The sequence below is a fragment of the Sphingobacteriales bacterium genome, assembly GCA_012517435.1.
Lineage (GTDB): Bacteria > Bacteroidota > Bacteroidia > CAILMK01 > JAAYUY01 > JAAYUY01.
On record JAAYUY010000123.1, the window covers coordinates 16,231 to 38,181 of the forward strand.

Annotated in this window: 17 protein-coding genes; 6 read left to right on the plus strand and 11 right to left on the minus strand. The window is 37.2% G+C overall.

Annotated features, from left to right (window positions below; translation table 11 throughout):
• The first annotated feature begins 441 nt into the window (after positions 1–441).
• From GX437_07155 to GX437_07170, 4 genes are read left to right on the plus strand one after another with little or no spacing between them, the layout of a single operon-like run.
• Entirely contained in the window at positions 442–2,766 is a 2,325-nt protein-coding gene (locus tag GX437_07155) for a hypothetical protein (protein ID NLJ07429.1), read from the plus strand.
• Positions 2,767–2,794: 28 nt separating this feature from the next.
• Entirely contained in the window at positions 2,795–3,394 is a 600-nt protein-coding gene (locus GX437_07160) for an RNA polymerase sigma factor (protein NLJ07430.1), read from the plus strand.
• A 21-nt stretch (positions 3,395–3,415) separates the two neighbouring features.
• On the plus strand, positions 3,416–3,841 hold the full coding sequence (locus GX437_07165; GenBank protein NLJ07431.1) for a hypothetical protein: 426 nt from the start codon (positions 3,416–3,418) through the stop codon (positions 3,839–3,841).
• Positions 3,834–4,370: a hypothetical protein gene (locus tag GX437_07170; protein NLJ07432.1), complete on the plus strand. Its 537-nt coding sequence runs from the start codon at positions 3,834–3,836 to the stop codon at positions 4,368–4,370. The genes GX437_07165 and GX437_07170 overlap by 8 nt, the downstream gene beginning before the upstream one ends.
• Before the next feature lie 4 nt (positions 4,371–4,374).
• On the opposite strand, the gene lnt is transcribed toward GX437_07170, so the two are convergent.
• From lnt to GX437_07205, 7 genes are read right to left on the minus strand one after another with little or no spacing between them, the layout of a single operon-like run.
• Complete coding sequence (gene lnt / locus GX437_07175) at positions 4,375–6,006, minus strand: apolipoprotein N-acyltransferase (protein ID NLJ07433.1); 1,632 nt, start codon at positions 6,004–6,006, stop codon at positions 4,375–4,377.
• Positions 5,990–6,664 carry a 16S rRNA (cytidine(1402)-2'-O)-methyltransferase gene (gene rsmI, locus GX437_07180; GenBank protein ID NLJ07434.1) on the minus strand — a complete coding sequence of 225 codons (675 nt, stop codon included), beginning with the start codon at positions 6,662–6,664 and terminating at the stop codon, positions 5,990–5,992. Before rsmI ends, lnt begins: the two co-directional genes overlap by 17 nt.
• Position 6,665: 1 nt before the next feature.
• On the minus strand, positions 6,666–7,541 hold the full coding sequence (locus GX437_07185) for an Omp28-related outer membrane protein (protein ID NLJ07435.1): 876 nt from the start codon (positions 7,539–7,541) through the stop codon (positions 6,666–6,668).
• A gap of 1 nt (position 7,542) precedes the next feature.
• A complete protein-coding gene (locus tag GX437_07190; protein NLJ07436.1) occupies positions 7,543–9,111 on the minus strand; it encodes a hypothetical protein in 1,569 nt (522 codons plus the stop codon).
• 54 nt (positions 9,112–9,165) lie between these two features.
• Positions 9,166–9,867, minus strand: coding sequence for a DNA repair protein RadC (radC, locus tag GX437_07195; protein NLJ07437.1), 702 nt, complete (start codon positions 9,865–9,867; stop codon positions 9,166–9,168).
• A 14-nt stretch (positions 9,868–9,881) separates the two neighbouring features.
• The gene (locus GX437_07200) at positions 9,882–10,136 is read right to left on the minus strand and encodes a 30S ribosomal protein S20 (GenBank protein NLJ07438.1); all 255 of its coding nucleotides are present in this window, start codon (positions 10,134–10,136) and stop codon (positions 9,882–9,884) included.
• 51 nt (positions 10,137–10,187) lie between these two features.
• Positions 10,188–10,688, minus strand: coding sequence for a TlpA family protein disulfide reductase (locus GX437_07205; GenBank protein ID NLJ07439.1), 501 nt, complete (start codon positions 10,686–10,688; stop codon positions 10,188–10,190).
• A gap of 149 nt (positions 10,689–10,837) precedes the next feature.
• Between GX437_07205 and GX437_07210 the strand changes: the two genes are divergently transcribed.
• Positions 10,838–11,671: a phosphatase PAP2 family protein gene (locus GX437_07210; GenBank protein ID NLJ07440.1), complete on the plus strand. Its 834-nt coding sequence runs from the start codon at positions 10,838–10,840 to the stop codon at positions 11,669–11,671.
• 3 nt (positions 11,672–11,674) lie between these two features.
• On the opposite strand, the gene GX437_07215 is transcribed toward GX437_07210, so the two are convergent.
• Positions 11,675–16,084: a PKD domain-containing protein gene (locus GX437_07215; GenBank protein ID NLJ07441.1), complete on the minus strand. Its 4,410-nt coding sequence runs from the start codon at positions 16,082–16,084 to the stop codon at positions 11,675–11,677.
• Positions 16,085–16,152: 68 nt separating this feature from the next.
• A complete protein-coding gene (locus GX437_07220; GenBank protein NLJ07442.1) occupies positions 16,153–16,995 on the minus strand; it encodes a DNA/RNA non-specific endonuclease in 843 nt (280 codons plus the stop codon).
• A 153-nt stretch (positions 16,996–17,148) separates the two neighbouring features.
• Here GX437_07220 and GX437_07225 point away from each other — a divergent pair, with 153 nt between their 5' ends.
• Complete coding sequence (locus GX437_07225) at positions 17,149–17,706, plus strand: hypothetical protein (GenBank protein ID NLJ07443.1); 558 nt, start codon at positions 17,149–17,151, stop codon at positions 17,704–17,706.
• 5 nt (positions 17,707–17,711) lie between these two features.
• Here GX437_07225 and GX437_07230 read toward each other — a convergent pair whose 3' ends face one another.
• Positions 17,712–21,338 (minus strand): tetratricopeptide repeat protein, encoded by a 3,627-nt coding sequence (locus GX437_07230; protein NLJ07444.1) that lies wholly within the window; start codon positions 21,336–21,338, stop codon positions 17,712–17,714.
• A 10-nt stretch (positions 21,339–21,348) separates the two neighbouring features.
• Positions 21,349–21,951 (minus strand): DUF4384 domain-containing protein (locus GX437_07235; protein NLJ07445.1); only part of this gene is annotated, 603 nt, incomplete at its 5' end.

Sequence of the window (21,951 nt, forward strand, 5' to 3'; positions counted from 1 at the left end):
TTTATTGATTAACATTGTAATTTCCACATAAATTTACCTTGAAAAAAGATTACCTAAATACAAAAATTCGGGAATAAAAGATTTCAGATATAGTAACAAATGTTTATTTTTGAAAATCACAAATGTAAATTTTATTATTTACAAAAGTAACTCTTTCAAAAGTCTGCAATTTCAATATGGAATAAAACTGAAAAAATTTTTACTTACATAAATGAATCATTCAACGATAACAGGAAAAAGCAAGAATAATATTTTTAATGCTGACCTGCTTAAGGCGTAATCCTGAGTATATCAAAAAGAAAATCAGCTCTTTAGACTATTATTTTTCTTTAATCGTAAACGCTGAGAATTTAAAATTGGAGTTTACTCCATTACTTGGTAAGAAAATTTCAAAAAGAATGTCCTTAAGATTTACCTTTGTATGAAATTAATTTTGAAGGAATGAAAAAAATTTTATTGGCTGTTGTCATTATCCTCCTATCCTATTACAAAGCGCTTTCAGGTGACACAATTGGATATGATGTACTCAGATATAACCTTAAGATTGATTTGAACGACCTTGATTCAAAAACTATTATAGCTGTAGCTGAAATTGTTCTGGTAGAAACTGACAAAATAAAAAACAACTTCGTATTTTGGCTGAAAGGACTAACAGTTGACTCCGTATCAGAAAACAATACATTACTCAGTTTTTCAATTGCAAATGAACTTTTAATCATTCAAAAACAAAGCTCAGGCATCGACACACACAGAATTAAGGTATATTATCATGGACAACCCAAGAAAGATTCTTACTGGGGAGGATTTTATTTTAGTTCAAATGATGGTGGATATGCCTATAATATGGGGGTCGCTTTCAATGATGTTCCGCACAGCTATGGGCGTGTTTGGTTCCCCTGTTCTGAAAGCTTTACGGATAAAGCATTGTTTTCTTTTGAAATTATTACCTCCTCAGATAAAATGGCTGTTTGTAACGGATTATTAACAGCTGTAACCAATAATTCAGATGGTAACAAAACATGGCATTGGACGCTCAACGAGCCTATCCCCTGCTATCTGGCTTCGGTGGCGGTAGGGAACTATACCTTGGTTAAATCTGTTCACCAGGGCATTGAGAAAAAAATTGACATCATAAATGCCTGTCTGCCGGCTGATTCTGTTAAACTAAAAAATTCCTTCCAGCACCTTCCGGATTGTATTAATATTTTTGAAAGGAAATATCTGCCTTATCAGTTTGAGCGTGTTGGATTTGTCTTGGTTCCGTTTACTCAGGGTGCTATGGAACATGCGACCAATATTGCATTTCCCAAATATGCCGCTGATGGGAGTTTGTCGAATGAAACCCTTATGGCTCATGAGTTTTCGCATCATTGGTGGGGCAATTTGCTGACCTGCCAGACACCTGAAGACATGTGGATTAATGAAGGATGGGCCAGGTGGTCAGAGTGGCTTTTTCTTGAGGAAATGTACGGAAAAGAAGCCTATCAGCAGGAATACCTGAGCAATCATCGCGAAGTCTTACAATATGCCCACATTCGCGATAAAAAGATCTTGCCCGTAAGTCCGGTTCCTTCAGATGTAACTTATGGTGCCCACGTTTATGATAAGGGTGGCGATATTGTTCACACTTTGAGAAATTATCTTGGCGATTCCCTGTTTTTTTATTCAATTCATAAGATATTGGAAAACAATAAGTTTGGAAATATTAATTCCTCTCAGTTTCGTGATTCGCTGACTAAATATTCCGGCAAAAACATGAATAGTTTTTTTAACAACTGGGTTTTTGAAAAAGGATTTCCATGTTTCAGAGCAGAGATCAGAAACTATTCCACTAATACTGAAGTAAAAGTATATCAGTTCTTAAGGTTTACCGACAGGAAATATACTGAGGTTCCGCTGGAAATTACTTTTTACGGAGATAATATGGAAAAGGCCGTCAGAAATATTGTTTTAAATGAAATGGAAGAGACATTTGACTTTAAACTTCCTTTTGTTCCACAATTTGCGGTTATCAATGAAAACATGAAACTGGCAGAAGCCAAATCACCGGCTAAAATTATCGTTAAAACAACAGGTAGCTTCGATATGTCAGATGCTTTACTGACTTTATATGTCAATGATATTCAGGATTCAGCGCTTGTATATGCGGAACATTTATGGGTCGCTCCTGTTTCATGGCCTACAGCAGTCAGTGGAATCAGGTTCTCAGATTACAGATATTGGAGCTTTAACGGAATTTTCCCTCAACATTTTGATGCTTATGCCCGCATTAAATACAATGGCAAAGAAGGCAGCATGACAGGAGACAATTATCTCGACCATACTTTAAATATTATAAATGAAGATAGTCTTGTAGTGCTCTACAGAGAAAACATCAGTGCGCCATGGAATATTTATCCTGATTATAAAATAATTACCGGAAGTAAAACAGACAAAGTCGGAATGATTGAAATTTATCACCTCAAAAAAGGAGATTATTGCCTGGGAGTCAGAGATTATCAGCAAAGCATTAAAAAATCAGGACAAGCCAGACCAGTTGAGATTATTCCTTACTGGAAAAATGATGAAATAACATTTTCAGTCAGTAATGAACTGCCTTTTGAAAGACTGATTTGCTACGACACATTCGGAAAGGTGATGAAAGATATTCAGATACAACAAAATGAACTAGTTAAGCTTAATACATCAGAGCTATCTTCCGGTTGTTATTTTTTTAAATTTATTGCCGGAAATGAGGTAATCACACTTAAATCCATCAAACCCTGAAATTTTCCGAAAGAAAAAATAAAGTTGTTTGTCTGACAAAAGTATGACCGAAAAAGAGTTAATAGAGGGTATTATCAAAGGTGACAAAATTGCTTTAAAATCTTTTGTTAGTCAATATAAAGACTTGGTTTTCAGGGTTTGTTATTCGGTTGTACAAAATAAAGATGATGCAGATGATCTGGCACAGGAAGTATTTATCAAAGCTTTTCATCATGCTACAGGTTTCCGGAATGATGCTAAAATTTCGACATGGCTCTACCGGATTGCACTCAATCTCTCTATCAATTTTATCAAAAGTAAAAAGAAAAAATCGTTTGTCGATTTTGTAGATCATATTATTTTTAAGTCCACAGAACAGGCAAAACCTGAAGTTGAGCAAATGGATTATGAGAATACACAGGAAAAGAAATACAAAATACTCTACAACAGCATTCAACAACTACCTGTCAATCAGCAGAAAGCATTTTTATTACATCATCAGGAAGGACTCTCCTATTACGAAATAGCAGAAGTGATGCAGACCTCCCATGCTGCAGTCGAGTCATTGATACACAGGGCTAAGGTTGGACTGAAACAAAAACTTATTAAGGAATTAAAAAAACAAAATCTTTTCGAAAGTTATCAGTAACAGATTTGTCAAATTAAAGTTATGAATTGCAGAGAATTTCAGAACATATTATTCAAAGGACTTGATAGTCAGACAGATAAAGCATTCTTTCTCCATAAGGAAAAGTGTGAGGGCTGCCGGATTTTGTACGAATTACATCACGAAAATTATACTGATGAAAGTTTACGACAGATTAAAGCCGATGATTTCTTTTATTCCCGACTTGAAAACAAAATCTCTAAAGGAACTATCAAAACATTTACGTATTCCAGATGGCTTGTGGCTGCTTCAATAATACTAATTCTTGCTTTCTCGGGAATTTTAGGTTACATGATTGGAAATCCTTCATCAATTCTTTATTCCACCAAACAAAATAATTCAGTTAAAAGTGTGGATAATGAATACTTTAGTCTGGTGTCTCAAAATGATATTTCAGAAAGCTATTTAAAACTTATAAGCAATGAATAGAAAAATTAATTGGACAGTATTGCTCAGTATTGGAGTGATTATCTTAATGATTATCAATATTATAGCTTTAATCACCATTATCAGCCTGAACAAAAAGAAACAGGTGGTTAGTAGAGAGGAACGCCCACATTTTCACGAATTCATGAACAATGAACTCAACCTGACTGATCAACAAAAAGACACTTTTTTTAAGCTCAGGCATGAGTTTATGATGGATGGGAAGAAATACCTTGATCTGATTCAAAACTATCGGGATTCTGTCTTTAATGAACTGATGAATGCGCATCCGGATACCATTTTGATTAATCACTATAATGATCAGATTGAATACTTTCACTCGAAGATGATACGATTAGCTTATCAGCATTTCCTGACCATGAAAGAAATCCTTGACAGCAATCAGCAGCGTAAGTATTTCATGTTTTTAAACGACAAAATGAGAGTAAAATTCAGGGGAATGAAATACAAAAAAGGTTGCTGTGAAAATGAGGCAGGGCCTCCTCCACCTTTTCCAAATATGGACTTTTAATTGTTCAGAGTGGCTTCTTTTTTATTAATCCTTTGGAAATTAATAATATCAGCAACAAAACAGAAGTAAAGGCAGCTATTCTGCCAAGGTAGTCACCCGTTCGGGTATAAAAAGTAAGCTTATCATTTACAAGCACAGGAACTTTAATTGCTGCTTCTTCCCAGAATTTCGTCTGTTCAATGATATTTCCTTCCGGATCAATATAACCTGAAATGCCTGTATTTGCTGATCGGACGATGTATTTTCCGGTCTCGATGGCTCTCAATCTGGCATACTGAAAATGCTGCCGGTGTCCTGCTGTGTTTCCCCACCAGCCATCATTGGTCATGATGGTAATCAGGTTAGCCTTTTTTTTGACAAATTTACTTACATAATTACCAAAAACACTTTCATAACAAATGATAGGGGCAGCTGTAATTTTTTCATTCACCTGAAAGATAGAGGGTTCAGCCTGTTTACCCAGGCTCCCTGAAGTTCCTCCAAGGTCGATGGTCAGCCTGGATAAAAATTTGAAAACCTTTGGATATGGCATTTTTTCGACACCCGGAACAAGAATAGATTTATGATAAAATTCAAATCTTCCCCTGAAATCCATGAATACTGCAGCATTGTAAGCATCATAGTAACTGCTGTCATATTCATAAAATCTGGCTGTTTCGCTCAGCTTCTCTCCTTTTTTGAAAAATCTATAGGAATCAATACCTGAAATCAACTTTGCATTTGGGTATTTTGCCAGAAACTCAAGAATCACCTGCGTGTAATTGCTTTCAAGAAATCTTTCTTCATCAAATGGAAGCGAAAGAGCTGTTTCAGGCCACACAAACAGTAAGGTATTACTGTCTGCCTGTGATTCGCTTAGCCGTATAAGCGTCTGAAGTTGTTCAGTAAAAGTTCCGCTGGCAAATTTTTCATGATACGGGTCAATATTTGGCTGAACAATAACAATATTTCCTTTAATCTCTTCTGATTTAATATTTTTAATTGAAAATGAAATAATTACAGGAAAGATAATAAAAATTATCAGTAAAATAATATAGGAAATAATGTTGAAAGACATGCTAAATTTTAAAGTCTGTAATTTTGGAGAAATGATGAGTAAAATGTTAAAAACCAAAATGTTAATTATCCAAATCCATACAGCACCACCAAAGATTCCGGTAAATTCATACCATTGAACGAATTGGGGAACGGTGGCAAAAACATTTCCGATATTCAGCCATGGCCATGCCAGATCCCAGTTCAGAAACAGATATTCAAGACCAAGCCAGAAAACAGCAATAAAATAAACCGGCATCCTCCTTTTCATGACAACGGAAAGTTTATGATACAGCAGAAAAGGAAGAAACATCATCAGGCTATTGAGAATAACAGTGGCAATAGCTCCAGCGAGGGTGGCTTTATGAATCCAGAACGATGTCAAAAAGTTCCATATTAAAAACGCAGGAAAAATAAAGAGAAACAATTTAATAGACTTATTTTCAGCTGTGTAATGCCAAATAATATGATCGATAATTAAAAGAGGGACAAAAGCAATAAAAATGATAAAAGGAAAGCCTTTGTCGGGCCATGATGCCCATAAAAGCAGGCCACTAAGAATTCCTGACAGGGCTAAATGAAGTTTATTTATCTTTTCCATGTACAACGATTACTATTTCTCCTTTGGGCGTATTGCGTCTGAAATGAGCTGATAAATCAGCAAGAGTGCCACGTATGGTTTCTGCATGTATTTTCGAAATTTCTCTTGAAACAGAGGCTTTTCTCTCCTCTCCGAAGTATGTATTTAACAACTCAAGTGTATTGAGCAGTCGGAAAGGCGATTCATAAAAGACAATCGTTCGTGTTTCCTCTGAAAGGCTTTTTATTTTCGATAATTTTCCTTTTTTATGTGGCAGAAAGCCTTCAAAAACAAAGGAACTACAAGGTAATCCGGATTCAACAATGGCAGGAACGAAAGCAGTGGCTCCTGGCAGGCATTCTACCGGAATTTCATTAACAATACATTGATTGACAATCAGGTAGGCAGGATCAGAAATCCCGGGTGTTCCTGCATCTGAGACAAGAGCATAGTTTTTCTCACCCTTTAAATTTTCGATGACATTTTCAACAATTTTATGCTCATTATACTGATGAAACGCCTTTAGTGGTGTTTTAATCTGATATTTGTTCAAGAGCTTGGAGCTTTGGCGGGTGTCTTCTGCCAGAATTAAATCAACCGTCTTTAAAACATGAATCGCTCTCAGAGTTATATCTTCCAGATTGCCAATTGGTGTCGGAACGATATAGAGTTTTCCCATTTTACTTAAGCTTCACGGATTCTGCCTGATAAACATCAAAAACACTGCTGTTCCGGTGAATATACGCAACTATTTCGCAATTGTCAATATTCCAGTCAGCAGGTATCGTTACTTTGAATTCCTTGATAATCACACGACTGACTTCAGGATTATTCATCAGGAAGTTTCCGGTGGGATTGGTCAGCGTTTTCCGTAAAACATGCTTATGGGTATAAAAGGAATCCACGTGTCCATCAGGTTGTGTCTGAGGCGATTGCATATTGCTTTCTGCCAGAGCAACCGTGAGATAGGTTTCATCTGAGACTGCCGTATGAAATTCAGCCTTGATGTTGATGATAAATGTTCTGTTTTGTCCTGCAACAGCCTTAGGTGTGATAGTAATATTGACAGGACTCGGTATAGCCATTCTTTCTGTAAAATAATTTGTCCATTTATTAACATTGATAAGTATCTGACTTTCAGCAGTAAATTTAACCTGATCGATGGCACCGATGGGCAATGCCCCAGATTTTCCAAGTAAATTGAAAATTTGTGTCGCTTCTTCTGTTCTATAATCAGCTGATGCAATATGTGGGGTGGTGAATGGGTTGTTTTTGATGTGTAAGGCCATGGCTACCACTTTTCCAGGGTAGGTGCTATCGAGTTCATGAATTTTTAAAGCTGCATTCGGACAATTAGGACACCTGACTCCTGTAAAATCACTGATTAAGACTTTTTTTGGCTTTGGAAATATTTGCTGAGGAGTCAGATAACTCGTATCCACCAAAGTAGTATCGGTGGGTTCAGGATTCAGGTTGATGTAGGGCCCTATTTCGGTACATGAAATTAAAAGAACTCCGAAAATACTGAAAATCAATAAATTAATTAGTTTATTCATATTAAAAGCTTGTTGACAGATTAAACTTGATACCGCTGAAAGCAGGCTCAACACGGCAAACTCCACCCGTGCAAACAATCCCTTCCACCTGTTTGGCATATCCGATCGAAAATCGTGTCTGCTCTATCGAATAGGCAATGAAGAAATTGTAATAATGTTTGACTTCTGAAAGTTTGAGTGGCCTGGTGTTGACCATATCGGAAACAGAAAATGAATAGTGCGGAGCAATAGTAAATTCAAGCAGTCCGAAGAAAAAATCGCCATGATCCTGTTGGGTAAATAAATATTGAATTTCTCCCCGCAAAGACCTTTTATGATCAAATTTATAAATTATCTCGCTGAAAGGTGTTAAGGTTTCAACGGGTTCTTCCCTTTCATTCTGGTAGGCGTAAATATCGTAGTAAACAGACTGAATACCTATCGTTGTATTTAGTTTTTTCGAGAACTTATGGTAATATTCAAGATATAACTCTCTGAAGGTCATCTCTTTATCTGAATTCTCGACATAAGTTCCGTTTGCAAGCAGTGTGTTCTTTTTATTGGGAGAAAAAGTGATTTCAACCTGGGTTGCATTTTCTCCAAGTTCAAGGGCTGAGATGCTGTAACGGGCAGGAAGGGTTTTGGCATGTTGACGGCTCATTGGTGGCATATAATTGAAAGTACCGACCAGAAAAGAGGTAAATGGTGATGTTCTTAAGGAAAAAAAGTCGGAGCGCTTGTGCTGAACAATGATCCCAAATCCTGAACGGGAATAATTCATAGTTGTGTAAAAAACATATCCGTTTTTCAGGATAAACTTATCTCCTTCTTTATTTTTAACGGCTTCCTTCGATTTGAATGCATATTCAACATACCAGTTGAAATTTTTGAAAACCAGTGTGTTGTAAAAAGTGGCAGCATAAACATTGTATTTTGGGATAAAACGGTCTTCAAGTTTATATCCGTTTATCTCATTGGCTAAAATATTCATTGTGGCCTGGTCCAATGTCCGGTTGACCATGCCGGCACCCGTAAAAATTTTAAAATCATCATTAATCAGAAAATCTTTTTCCATATTAATGCCTTTCATCGCCTGTTTATGCGTTTCAAATCTGTTTTTTTGTCGTCCGGCAAATGCTTTCACACGAAATGTTTCAGAAAAATTGTATTTCAGATTAATGCCATTTACTGCGTAATCAAGCCCCAAAATGCGGTCTTCATATGCTCTGAAAATGATGCCGGAGGCAAACTGATCATAAAAGTGGCCTCCTGTCAGTTCAAGATTCCCGATTTTTTTATTGGCCTGATAAAAACCAAGCCCATGGTCGGTGTAAACTTCATTGGGGTCTAATAATGCCGAGTTGTTGAAAAGGTCGTAACGAATACGGAAATTAAAATCATTGATGGAATAATTGAGGAAAAGCCATGCTTCGGTAGAAGAAAGTTCATGCTGATATTGGCTGGTATTGGCACCAATAGAAGTGTCCCTGAAATAGAAGTTTGAATTGGTCAGAAAATCACCGGTTAACTGGGCAATAAGAGAAAAACGGATAATTATCAGGAAACAAACGGATGAAATGATTTTTTTCATTGAAAAAAGAGATTTTTTTGAAAACAAAGGTAGCCAGTAAATGTATTCTGAAAACTATGTTTTTAACTTTCCTTCATCAGCAAAGCTGAAATAGGTATCGCCTGCAAAAATGATATGGTCAATTAGTTTGGTATCAAAAAATTTTGCAGCATTGCCAATTTTATCAGTCAGTGAAATGTCATTTTCGCTTGGCATTCTGTTTCCGGAAGGGTGATTGTGAGCAACAATAAAAGAAGAAGCCCTTTCCTCACTGACTATTTTAAAAATCTCTTTCACATCTACAACAGTTCCGGTATTGCTTCCCCTGCTGATTTCAGCGTGTTTTAAAATATGAAGGGATCTGTTCAGTAAAATAATTATAAAAGTTTCCTGAGGTAAATCAGCCATCAGAGGATAGAGGTATTCGTATGCATCGCGGCTGGTGGAAATTTTGATTTTTTCATTGGAAGCGCCTGATTTTCTTCTTCTTCCAAGTTCAAGAGCGGCAGCAATGGTGATGGCTTTTGCTTCTTTAATCCCTTTTATCTTTTTAATTTGAGCAAGACTTAATGAGCCAAGTTTATTTAGGTCATTGTCAGTACTTTTCAGGAGCTCTTTGGCCAGATCAAGGGCACTTTTTTCCTTTGTGCCTGTATTGATTAATATGGCAAGCAATTCGGCATCTGATAATGCTTTCGGGCCTTTTGAGGATAATTTTTCTCGTGGACGGTCTTGTTCAGACCATGATTTGATTCCGGATTTTACTGTTTTTTTTATTGCCACTTGGGACTTTAAGCAAGGTGAGCAATATACCTGTGCAATTCTGATTTTTTATTTGAAGCATTGTTCTTGTGGATAACACCTGTTTTGGCAAGCTTGTCAATTTTTGAAGCTAAGGTATTGTATTCAGCTAATGCTTCTTCTTTTGTCTTGATTGTCTTGAACTTACGTATAGCATTTCGGACAGTTTTATACTGATAACGGTTTCTCAATCTCCTGACTTCGTTTTGACGAATTCTCTTCAATGCTGATTTATGATGTGCCATTCTAATTTTTTTTGAGGTGCAAAAATATGCAAAGGTTTTTTTTCTGAAAAACTATTTTCCACAAATTTCCTTAATTTGTTTCTCAAGATTGTATTCGTCTCCTTCAACATAACCGTTGTGGATATAGACAATTTTTTTATTTTTGTCGATGATAGCCGAAAACGGAACTGTCGGGTAATTGAATACAGGTTTGGTATCCTGATTGATATCCAGCAATACAGGAAATTTATAGCCCTTTCCGTCAATATATGGCTTTACTTTACCGGAATTTCTGGAGTCATCAATTGAAATGGCTATCAAATCAACCGGATATTTCTTTTTCCAATCATCCAGCATTTCATCAACATTTTCCAACTCTTTTTTACAGGGAGAACACCACGTAGCCCAGAAAATAATAACTGTTGTTCTTTCAGGCTTCACCATTTCTTTCAGGTCGATGGTCTTGTTATCAAGTGTTTTCAGTTTGATGGAAGGCAGGTCTTTGTTGATTTTTTGTCCAAAGGAAGTAAACATGATTCCTGTGAGCAGTGTGATAAATAATATCCTTTTCATTGTTTTTAATTTGGGTGCAAAAATAAGTTTTTAATAAACTCTCAAATAACATGCTAAATTATTTTTATCATTTGCTCAGGATGCAATCTATTGCATATTTTCAAGTAATTTTGTGTTAGTATTTTTTAACAAATTTGAATGACAAATCCATGCTAAAGAAAACTGTACTTATCAGTCTGACTATTTTTCTTATGTTGACAGGAAAAATTTTTGCTCAGGAAAGGTTTCCTTACCGTAGTATTGACGAAGATGATACATGGGTAGCATTGGCAAACTTCACAATATTCTATCACTTGTTTATTAAGGATGATGTTAAACCTTTGACCATAGACGAAATCAATAAATTGAACCGTCAGAAGATACCTTTTTTCGACAGATTTGCTATCGATAACTACTCTCCTGTTTCGGCAAAATGGAGTGACAGGCTGTTGATTTCATCTGTCGCAGTCAGTACCCTGTCGTCTTTTATCCTGCCTGTTTTTAATGCTGATTCAAAAAAAGATTACTTATGGCAATTTCTTAATCTGGCCAAATTAACATTTACAGTAAATTATTTATGTATATCATTTACCGATTTTTCAAAAATCACTTTTACACGTCCCCGCCCCTATGTTTACCGTTCCGATACTACTTTTGACAAATTTGCACAGGATGCAAGGTTTTCTTTTTTTTCCGGGCATACTTCCATTGCGGCAGCCAATTGCTTTCTGGCAGCCCGGCTGTGTTATGACTATTATCCTGAAGCTAAATGGAAAAAATTTGTTTTGATAGGAGCAGCTATTTTTCCTGCCTGTGTGGGCTATCTGCGTGTGGATGCCGGTAAACATTTTTTAAGCGATGTGGTAACTGGCTATGCAGTTGGAGCATTGTGTGGCTGGTTTTATCCAAAAACCTTAAAATTAAACCAAAATAAAACTAAAATTTCCCTTTTCCCCTTTCAATCAGGACGTTACAATGGACTGGCTGCCCAGATAACATTTTAGTATCTACTGAACCACAAATTTTGCCTGCCCGATTTTTTCATTCATGCCGAAAATCTCAACTGAATACATCCCTGCAGGTAAATTATCCCTGTAAATCAATATTTTATCTTTTCCAATCTGATATTTGAAATAAACCTCCTGCCCTATTGAATTAAAGAACCTTGCATGAATCTGTTCCTCAGATGAAACCACGATACTGGCTGAAGAAGAAAATGGATTGGGAATAACTTGTAATGAATAATTCTTTAAGTTTTCCGTTAGTCCTGCTCCGGTAACCGTGATATCTTTACAGGTCGGCTGGCTGTATCCGGCTGAATTTTTTACAATCAGGCAAACATGGTGGAGTCCGTTTACCCTGAAGGTGTAAACGGGATTTTTCAAAGCTGATGAATCATTCCCTTTATCGTCAAAATCCCAGTGCCATTCTACAGGACTTCCAACCGACTGATCTGTAAAACTAACGGTTGGCATTGCAGAGTCATCATAAATAAAACCGGCAACGGGAAGTGATTTTTGAACAGTAACCTGCTTGCATACCGAATCACTGCCTCCGTTGTTGCTTACCTTCAGGCAAACGAGATGCATTCCGTTTTCAATAAAGCTATAGGTTGGATTTTGATCTGATGAAGTGTTCCCATGATCGTCAAAGTCCCATTTCCATGTTATAGGAAGATTGGTCGATTTGTCAGTAAACTGAACAATCGGGTCATTATTTGCATCAAAAATAAAATCGGCTTTTGGCGGAATATTCCGGATAGTAATTGTTTTACATGTTTCATGGTTCCCGCCAATATTGGTTACTTTCAGACAAACATTGTGTTTCCCATTAGTTTTAAAAGTATAAACAGGATTCTGACTATTGGAATATCCTCCGTCATCATCAAAATTCCATGTCCATGTTAGCGGATCATTAGTGGATTTATCTGTAAAGCTGATTGTTGGGTCAAGAGATGTATCGGCTACAAAATCAGCTATTGGAGGAACTTTTCTTACCAATATGTTTTTACAAATTGAGTCGCTGCCACCGCCATTTGTGGCTTTAAGACAGACTTTATGAGTACCGTTTTTCTTGAAAGTATATACCGGGTTTTGTTGGTTTGAAGTTCCTCCCACCTCATCAAAATTCCATAACCATGAAGTGGGATTATTCTTCGATTTATCGGTAAAACTTAAAGTCGGGTCAGTGCTGTTGTTATAAATGAAATCAGCAACCGGAGGAACATTATTTATGGTTATCAACTGGCATAAGGTGTCCTTTCCTCCTGCATTGGATACGATCAGGCAAACATTGTGATTCCCATTGGTTGAAAAGGTATGAACGGGGTTTTTCAGGTTTGATGTAGTAAAATTATCATCAAAATCCCAAAGCCAAGCAGTTGGTAAATTGGTAGATAAATCAGTAAAGACCACTATGGGATCCTGAGATTTATCATAAGAGAAATTTGCTTCTGGTGGTACATTCTTAACATTGATATTCTTACAGATAGAATCAGAACCTCCCAAGTTAGTTACTTTTAAACATACGTTAAATACCCCATTTTTCTGGAATTTATAGCTTGGATTTTTAATGCTTGATGTCCCGCTTCCATCGCCAAAATCCCATTTCCAGCTCGTGGGTTGGTTTGACGAGAGATCATAGAAGTTAATCACCGGATCAGCATTGGTATCAGCTGTAAACAGTGCTTTTGGAGGGATTTTACGTATAGTAACTGACTTGCAGGCCGTATGAAAACCACCGGCATTATATACCTGCAGGCACACATTATACGTACCGTTTTGAGAGAATGTATGCGTGGCATTTTGTGTATAGGCCTTTGCTCCATTATCATCAAAGTCCCACATCCAGTTGGTGGGAATATTTTTGGATTTGTCGGTGAAAACAATTTTGGGATCCTGAGTAGTGTCGATTTCAAAATCAGAAATGGGTGGAACTTTCAGAAGGGTGATATTTTTACAAATGGAATCGCTTCCTCCTGGATTGCTTACCTTAAGGCAGACTTTATGAAGACCATTGACAGTAAATGTATAAGTTGGATTCTGAGCTGTTGAAGTAGCTCCATTATCATCAAAATTCCACAACCAGGAGGTGGGAATGTTCTGAGAGGTATCAGTAAAGCTAATTGTGGGATCTTTACTTTGATCAAAGGTAAAATATGCTTTTGGCGGAATTTTGTAAACCGTAACATTTTTGCAGGTGGTATCGCTACCATAGCTGCTTGATGCAATAAGGCAAACCTTGAATGTGCCGTTCCTTGTATAGGTATGGGTTGGATTCTGCAAAGAGGAACTTGCAGAGTTATCTCCAAAGTCCCATTTCCACGAAGTTGGTGAGTTTAATGATTTATCAATAAAAGCCAGTTTAGGGTCCTGAGTGGTATCCACAGCAAAATCGGCATAAGGTGCTGCCTTGGTGATTTTAATGTACTTACAGGTTGAATCGCTGCCACCAGCATTTGTAACTTTCAGGCAGACTTTATGAATACCATTTACCTGAAAGGTATAAACAGGATTTTTAGCTGTTGAAAATCCACCTTTATCATCAAAATCCCAATACCATGAAGTAGGAATATTTGTCGAATTGTCGGTAAAAGTAACTTTGGGATCCGAAAGGGTATCAGCAGAAAAAGCAGCCACAGGAGGAACTTTACGCACAGTCTGATATTTACATAAAGTATTGGAACCATCAGTGTTGGAAGCAGTTAAACAAACTTTATAAGTACCATTGGCTGTATAGGTATGTGATGGATTTTGCTGGTAAGAATAGGAAGAATTGTCACCAAAATCCCATTTCCATGAGGTAGGTGAATTAGAAGATTTATCGCTAAAGGTTATTTTCGGGTCAGCCGAAGAGTCTGCCGTAAAATCGGCATAAGGATAAGTATGTTCGATATTAATGCTCATCAAAAAGTCTTCAACATCAATGCTTCGGTAATCAGCCCAGCTGCCTGCCAGTACTTCATAAGTCCTTCGACTGATTGGGGGTGTGTTGTCGCGTCCAAGGTTAATTCCTGCCCCTCCCATTTCCCAGTAAAGATAAACCCCGCCACTTGTGATTTTGATGTTTGAACTGGCCGTATTAATTGTCAGATAAGTATTTAATGAAATGGAAGATGGAGACACATAAACAGAATCCAGCAAGGTTCCATGGCTGCCGTTCGGGCCATTGTCGTCATATATTTTTGCATAAAATCCAACGGGAGTAGTAGCATTTGCGGTTATATAAAAACGAGTACTAACTATTTTACAAGGATAAAACGGAGGTTCGAAATATTCAGCAATTCCGCCTCCTCCTCCATTCCACCCCAGTCCTCCGTTGGATGAGCCATCACTGTAATCAAGTGTTACTGTCTTTGGAGTTGTATCCACCACAATTATTTCCTGTATCATCCGGTTATTGCTTGCTACCATATCTGTTGTCAAACCGACAATACTTGTGATAAACTGGTATGTTCCCGCGTTGGACGGATTGAATGTGTTTGGAAATGTGATAGTTGAATCAATGCCAACTCCCAGGGAAGATATAGTTTTTGAACCAGCTGAAACCACCTGACTTGAACTGTTTAAAACGGTATCATAAATGGTAAAATTACCGATATTCTGATTGCCGAAGTTCCGGATATTTGACTTTAAAGAATATTGTCCCCCATCCTTTTTCAAGAATATTCCACCGTTTTTGGTATTGTCGTTCCAGCGGATTCCGGCATCAGTTACCTGATAGGTTACAACTTTAGGATAGTAATACTTGATAGACATGGTATCAGGAGGCAAAACATCAATATAATTGCTGATTCCGATAGTACCTGTCGAATTTTCTATTCCCACAGCATCATCGATGGAAGTCAATGTCCCCATGTTGGTTATCAGATAATTAAAGGTTATTGAGCTGTCGAGCCGGCTTAATACAATCTGGAAGGTATTCTGACCTGTGTAAGGTGTAGTGGCATTCACCCAGAATGGCACATCTATGTAACTGATGACAATTGAATCTGAATTGACAAAATAGTAGCATTTGCCAGGGTTGTTTGTGCCTGAGAAGTTCAGGTCTGCCATAAGCGGGGCTATCCAGTTATTTGCTCCTGAGGAAAGCGGAATACTTGCCGGAAAAGGAGAAGCAATGTTATTTCCGTCAAATGAGACATATCCGTTTGAGCCAATATAAAATTTGTTGATATCGTACCAGTAATAATGAAATGGGCTGGATAAATAAATAGGACCAATATAATTATCATCACCCAGTCCGATGACCTGAGTGCCTCTTGTGGTAATATCAACCCATGAAAAAGGAGGCGGGCTGCTGTTGTGATTACTGTTTTTCCATGTATAACCATAGGTATCTGGTCCACCAGCGGTTTGTGAAAAAGCAAAACTGCTTATCAGAACTGAAACCAATAAGATGAGTAGAAACTTGTTCATATCTGCTTTATTTAAACAAATGAAAGAATAAAATTTCACTATAAAAATAATACTAATTTTACTAAAAGTTACAAACCCCAGGCTGCTAAATTTAATTCCCTTTCAACTTTCTCCATGAAGTCTCTATCTGTTTTAAAAAAGAAATCATAAGAGGTGAAACGTTCAAGACTATCTACTGTAATGGCAAATTCTTTTATGTCCCTTGATGAACCTTCATTTCTAAGTAAAAAAGCAATGGCTTTAATGTCAGGCAATGAAACATCGAGAATAACCTTGAAAAAATAACCCGGAATGCTGACCTGATTCAGACCAATTTTACCTGAAATATCTTTAAAAACAGGACCCGTAACTACGATAATACTATCGTTTTCTTTAGCCCAGCTTCTGACTTTTTCCTCCAGCTTTTTCCAGATTCCCCTGTTAAAAGCAGGTTTCTGGGGGCTGATATTACTCATCAAAAAAGATTCATCCATCGCTGTTTCCGACCACTTCATATCGGCTGCAGGAGCCAGATGGCCTCTGTCAAATCCTGAATTTGTGTAGTCTGATGGCAATGCCGATTTCGTTAATATGTTTTTATCTTCCCTGAAATTGTCCTTTCTGCTTACATTTCCATTAGTTTTTTCCAAAGTATGGAGGTAAATGACCCAGTCTGCCTGTTCATTATCTTCATTATAGCATAAATCAAAACCGCTGTAACTGACAATCTGATGATTATTTTGCGTAATGACGGGATAAAAATCCTGAATTTTACTATAATAAAACTTATAATTTTGAATATCAGATGTTTGCGTATAAATATCCTGATTGTCTGTACTGAAATAAGAAGATTGGCTGCTTTGTTTTCTGAAAAAGTAAGCCAGCATCATTAGTACGAGAAATAAAATTGTTACCAGTGCAGCCTGTTTCATTGATACAAATTTTTCTGCCGTAAAGTTAAGATATTTTAAATGACGTAAATAATGCAAGCTGGTTGATTTAAAAAACAAGATCATTGATATTAATTTTACATCAACAGAATGGAATATTTTTTGGAAGAAACCCTGCTTTAATCGATTAAAATTATGAAGAGCATTTTATTTACCCTGTTTTTATTTTTCTCCTTTTATGTTGTTGAAGCCCAGAGTTTTGAAAAGGTTCCGAAACTGAAAACATTTGAAGCAGGATATCGTTATAATTATTCCAACAGCTATTCAGACCTGTCTGCCAACGGATTGACCATTGCCTTTGACTATGCATGGCAATTGTCTGGTTTTGGAAAAAAGAAAGCTGCTTATATCAGTGTTCCACTCGGATACACTTATTTCCCTTCTGATGGTAGCGGCAAAAATGCCAGCCTGATTTATTACGGATGGACAGTACGTCATAATCTTGCCAAAGATAAAAAATTTATTCCCTATCTTGGATACAATTTATTACTTAACCAATTGAAATTCAAAGGTGTTTCGGGCAGAGATATCGGACATGAAACGCGTTTTGAATTTGGGTACAACATCCATCTGAAAGAAAAACAGGAATGGGTTATTAAATTGGAATATGGAATGACTTTTATTCCGTCTTTCAACCAGACAAAGTCGCAAAGTATTAAATATTTTGGTTTGAAAACAGGATTCAGATTTTAACCCTCTCAGTGAAGCAGCACAAAAGCTGCCCAGTAATATGGCGAATATCTGGCGCTCATTTCTTTCTGAGTTTCGGCAAATGCCTGCCTGACCGTTATTCCTGTAAGCCATTTATTGTAGAACATTTGCATAAACTCTGAGGTTTCTTTGTCGGGCACCTGCCATAAACTCATGATAATATATTCAACACCGGCTTTTTTAAATGCTCTTTGCAACCCGTAAACCCCTTCATTTCCTTTAATCTCGCCTAAACCCGTTTCACAGGCTGAAAGAACTACCAGTTTGGTTTTGCTCAGATCCAATGTGGAAACTTCATAAGCGGTCAATATTCCATCATCAGTTCCCTGTGGCCTGTCTTTTCCATGCCAGCTCAGGTTTCCACCGGCAAAAAGTAATCCTGAGCGGAAAAGCGGATTTTCTGCTGATTCAAACATGTTTTCATCGATCTTTGGTTTTGTGCTTTTATCAGGAAAGAAAAATCCATGTGTCGCAATATGCATCACATCAGGACTATTTTTTCCGCTCATTTGCTTAAATTTTTCTTCCGTTGCATTTTTACCGGTTATCAGATTGATCTGCTTGCCTTTTACCTTTGCAGTCTGTTCTATTTTATTGCTTTCTTCGAGGGTTCCGGGCAGGTAATTCCAGTTTTCACCCCGGCTGTTTTCTTTGATAGGTATTTGCTCTGATGTGGTTTGGTAAATATTGTCTTTGTCATAAGAGACTTTGCTTTCTGAATAATCACTATTGTAATCAATTCCCCCATAGATATTGAAAACATTGACATCAGTACCTTTGAGTCCTTTGGTCTTTTCGTCAGTTAAAAAGCGGGCATTGCTCAAAACATTGAGATTGTATTGCTGGCAAAGAAATTTCGATTGGTCAGCCGGCAAAGCAGCAAAAGAAATCTGATGTAAAAGCCCGGATGGAACCATGTAGACGGTTTTAATTTCTTTCAGGAATGGTTGCAATGGTTTCCATAAGTATTTTGCCAGGCTATCGCCCTTAAATCCGCTATACTTAATGGTTTGCGTAGTGGCTCCTGCTCCCCTGCTGGATGTATATAACGAATTGACAAACTGATTCTTGTCTTTTGATACATTGCCGATAATGCGTGTTAAGTCAGATTCTTTACACAGATATACTATTTTTGGGGCAGTCATATTTTTTGTCAAAACAGCAGCACAATAAATTACCTTCCCTGTCAGATATTGTTCAAATAATTCAAAATTAAGGAATTCTACTAAAGCTTCCCCCTCTGATAAATTCTCTTTTAAAGATTTCCAGTTAATTTTAGTATTTTCCTGATTAATTCTGAAATCTGCCGAGAGCTGGTAAAGCTGTTTTTCAAGATTATTGGCTTCTGTTTCCATGTCAACAAGATTTTTATCTCTCTGGTCAATGGGTTTTGCATAATTAACAGCAAGTTCTTTCTTGATATTCAGCCATTTATCGTATATCTCATTGAGTTTTTCATCTTTACTATTTTGAATTTTAACACGCATACTTCTTTCCGACCCAAGCAACAACCCGTTCATAAATATCTCATTATCAAGTAAATTTCCTGCCAACTCAGGTTTAACATCTTTTCGGGTATAATAGAAGGAATTGATGGCTTTGAAATCATTTGCCACGGTCGTCATATAAGCTTCTTTTTCAGTTTCTGACATAAAACTGATGGTGTTCAGAATCACATCAAACAAGAGCTGATTGGCTTCCACAAATATAGGTTCGGCTTTGTCGGGCTTGTTCATACTGATATACAGGTAGGATAAATTATTCAAAATATTGATGTAATCAATGTTCTTTTTTCCGACTTTGCCCTCTGCAATTTTCAGTGCATTCTGGTATTGCGTTTCAGCAAGGGCATATTTACCCATGCTTTCATAGGAATTGCCAAGATTGGATAATGTTTTGGCATATATCAGGTTGTCTTTCCCAATTGTATTTTGATAAATTGCCAGGCACTTTTCAAAATATTCTGCTGCTTTTTCCGACTTTCCGATTTCTTCATTTAGCAAACCCAGTTGATATAAACCAGATGCATAATCCTGATGGTTTTCCCCGTAAAGTTCTTTTCTGATATCGAGTGATTTACTGAAATATTGAGTTGCCATGTCATATTTTGCTTCTGCCAGATAATAATTACCCATATTGTTCAAAGCTCTCGTATAAAGTTTTTTTTCTGTAAATGCAGGATTTTCAAGAATGGCAATGGCTTTTGTCAGATAGTCAAACGTTTTTTTCAGGTTACCGAGATCATCATATAAAGAAGCAAGATTCACCATTGAGCGGGCAATTTCGGGACTGTTTTCTCCATATACCTTTTTTTTCAGGTCGATGCATTCCAGATGTGCAGCTTCTGATTTATCAAATCTGCCGGTGTTATGAAACAATACAGCCAGATTATTTAGCGTGGTAGTGTAATCCGGTGTTTGTTTCCCGCTCAGGTTCATCCTGATTTCAAGTGCTTGTAAAAGGTATTTTTCTGCAGTTTCCGTATTTCCTCTTTGTTCATATATCAGTGCCAGGTCGTTGAGCGAAAACGCATATTCAGAGGACTTTTCACCAAATATACGTTTACGTGTTTCCATGACTTCTTCATAGGTTTTGGTAGCCTGAACAAGCTGCCCCATTTCGGCATACAATCCGGCAAGATTATTCAGTGCAGATAAATAGTTGGATGACTCTTTTCCCACACTTTTTTCAAAAATTGCAAGTGATTCCTGATAGGTTTTCAGGCTTAAATCGTGTTTACCAGCATTTTCATATACCATTGCAAGATTGTTCAGAACGTTGGCATAATTGGCACTGCTGTTACCGTAAACAATTTTCATCAATTCAAGACTTTGATTGAGGTATTTTTCTGCCTCGGTATAATTGCCGTAAGTGGTGTAAGTCATTCCCAACTGATTGAGTAAATCGGCATAGCCTGCATCATTCTTTTTCCCGGCCTTTTCCCTGATAGCCATGGCTGATTTATAGTAATTGACAGATTTATCATAAGCACCGGCATTTGAGTAGGCATGTGCCAGGTCTTTATACATATTGGCTGTTTTAATATCATTTTCTCCAGCCAGACTTTTTATTAGCATGGCTGCCTGTTCGAGAAGGGCAACCGCTTCTGAATAATACCCTGCCAGATCGAGATTTACACCAAGATTGTTCAGGCTAATCGCATATTCTTCTCCTTTTGTACCGAAGTAGTTTTCACATGCTTTCAGGTTTTGACGATAGTACTCAATGGCTTTGATGAGGTTTCCATTCATGCTGTAATAACCACCTACCATTTCAAGCCCGTAAACATAGCTTTCGCTTTTTTCTCCATCTGTCTGCCGGGTCATTTCGAGTGCATCCAGATAATATTTTTCCGCTTCTTTTGAATAATTGTTAAATTCAAGAAACAGCGCCACTGTAAACATGGCTTCTGCGGTTTTGCTATGTTTCTGTCCAAATTCCTTTTGTGCCTGTTTCAATGCTTTTTGGGCATTTTCCAATGCACCGGCCAAATCTCCCTTGTCGTATAGTGCCCAGGTTTTATCATCCAGTTTTGCATACGACTGTGCCCCTGAATAAAAAAAACAGCAGCCAATAATGACTGCTGTCAGAATAAAACTTCTTAAAACATTCATAATCAATATTTTATTTTTCTATCTTAAAAACAATAGTATAGGTGTTGGCAGAGCCTGCCGGAACGGTTGAAACACCGCTACCGCGTGTATTTCCATAACTATTGGCAAGCAATTGCTCCAATGGATTCATATTTCCTCTTGTGCCTGTTCCCTTGTTTAATACAATGGGTTCAAGGTTGATAGGATCCTGAGAGGCAATCAGCTTAAATACCTCTGTGCCAGTCGGGGGAAAAATGTCAAATACATAATCAAGTTCAATGCTTTCGCCAGGCATGATTCTGAATTCAGTGTTCGGAATTCTGACCTGACGTACATTATCATAAACAGGTATCAGCAGATTGACCACATTGTCAGGCTGAATGTCAATTAAGGCATAATAAGCTGGTTTGCTGCCCTTATTGGTGATTTTCAGCTTAAAATGATCTCCGTCTTTAAAAACAATCGTGTTGTTGTTATCGCGCTTGCTGTCTATGGAAAGTTTTTCTTTGACCGTTCCATCGGCATTGACGGTTACCGGAATGAATTCAAATTCAACATTATAATTTTCAGCAACCATTTCAAGGTTTCTGAGAAAATTACCCTGAGCATAAGCTTTGATAAGCTCTGTGACATC

Excerpts from the sequence above, each read along its gene's own strand:
- GX437_07165 (NLJ07431.1), top strand. The coding sequence starts at position 3,416 with ATGAATTGCAGAGAATTTCAGAACATATTATTCAAAGGACTTGATAGT.
- GX437_07220 (NLJ07442.1), bottom strand. The coding sequence starts at position 16,995 with ATGAAACAGGCTGCACTGGTAACAATTTTATTTCTCGTACTAATGATG.
- GX437_07200 (NLJ07438.1), bottom strand. The coding sequence starts at position 10,136 with ATGGCACATCATAAATCAGCATTGAAGAGAATTCGTCAAAACGAAGTC.
- GX437_07205 (NLJ07439.1), bottom strand. The coding sequence starts at position 10,688 with ATGAAAAGGATATTATTTATCACACTGCTCACAGGAATCATGTTTACT.
- GX437_07210 (NLJ07440.1), top strand. The coding sequence starts at position 10,838 with ATGCTAAAGAAAACTGTACTTATCAGTCTGACTATTTTTCTTATGTTG.
- GX437_07155 (NLJ07429.1), top strand. The coding sequence starts at position 442 with ATGAAAAAAATTTTATTGGCTGTTGTCATTATCCTCCTATCCTATTAC.
- GX437_07190 (NLJ07436.1), bottom strand. The coding sequence starts at position 9,111 with ATGAAAAAAATCATTTCATCCGTTTGTTTCCTGATAATTATCCGTTTT.
- rsmI (NLJ07434.1), bottom strand. The coding sequence starts at position 6,664 with ATGGGAAAACTCTATATCGTTCCGACACCAATTGGCAATCTGGAAGAT.
- GX437_07230 (NLJ07444.1), bottom strand. The coding sequence starts at position 21,338 with ATGAATGTTTTAAGAAGTTTTATTCTGACAGCAGTCATTATTGGCTGC.
- GX437_07215 (NLJ07441.1), bottom strand. The coding sequence starts at position 16,084 with ATGAACAAGTTTCTACTCATCTTATTGGTTTCAGTTCTGATAAGCAGT.
- GX437_07225 (NLJ07443.1), top strand. The coding sequence starts at position 17,149 with ATGAAGAGCATTTTATTTACCCTGTTTTTATTTTTCTCCTTTTATGTT.
- GX437_07185 (NLJ07435.1), bottom strand. The coding sequence starts at position 7,541 with ATGAATAAACTAATTAATTTATTGATTTTCAGTATTTTCGGAGTTCTT.
- GX437_07170 (NLJ07432.1), top strand. The coding sequence starts at position 3,834 with ATGAATAGAAAAATTAATTGGACAGTATTGCTCAGTATTGGAGTGATT.
- lnt (NLJ07433.1), bottom strand. The coding sequence starts at position 6,006 with ATGGAAAAGATAAATAAACTTCATTTAGCCCTGTCAGGAATTCTTAGT.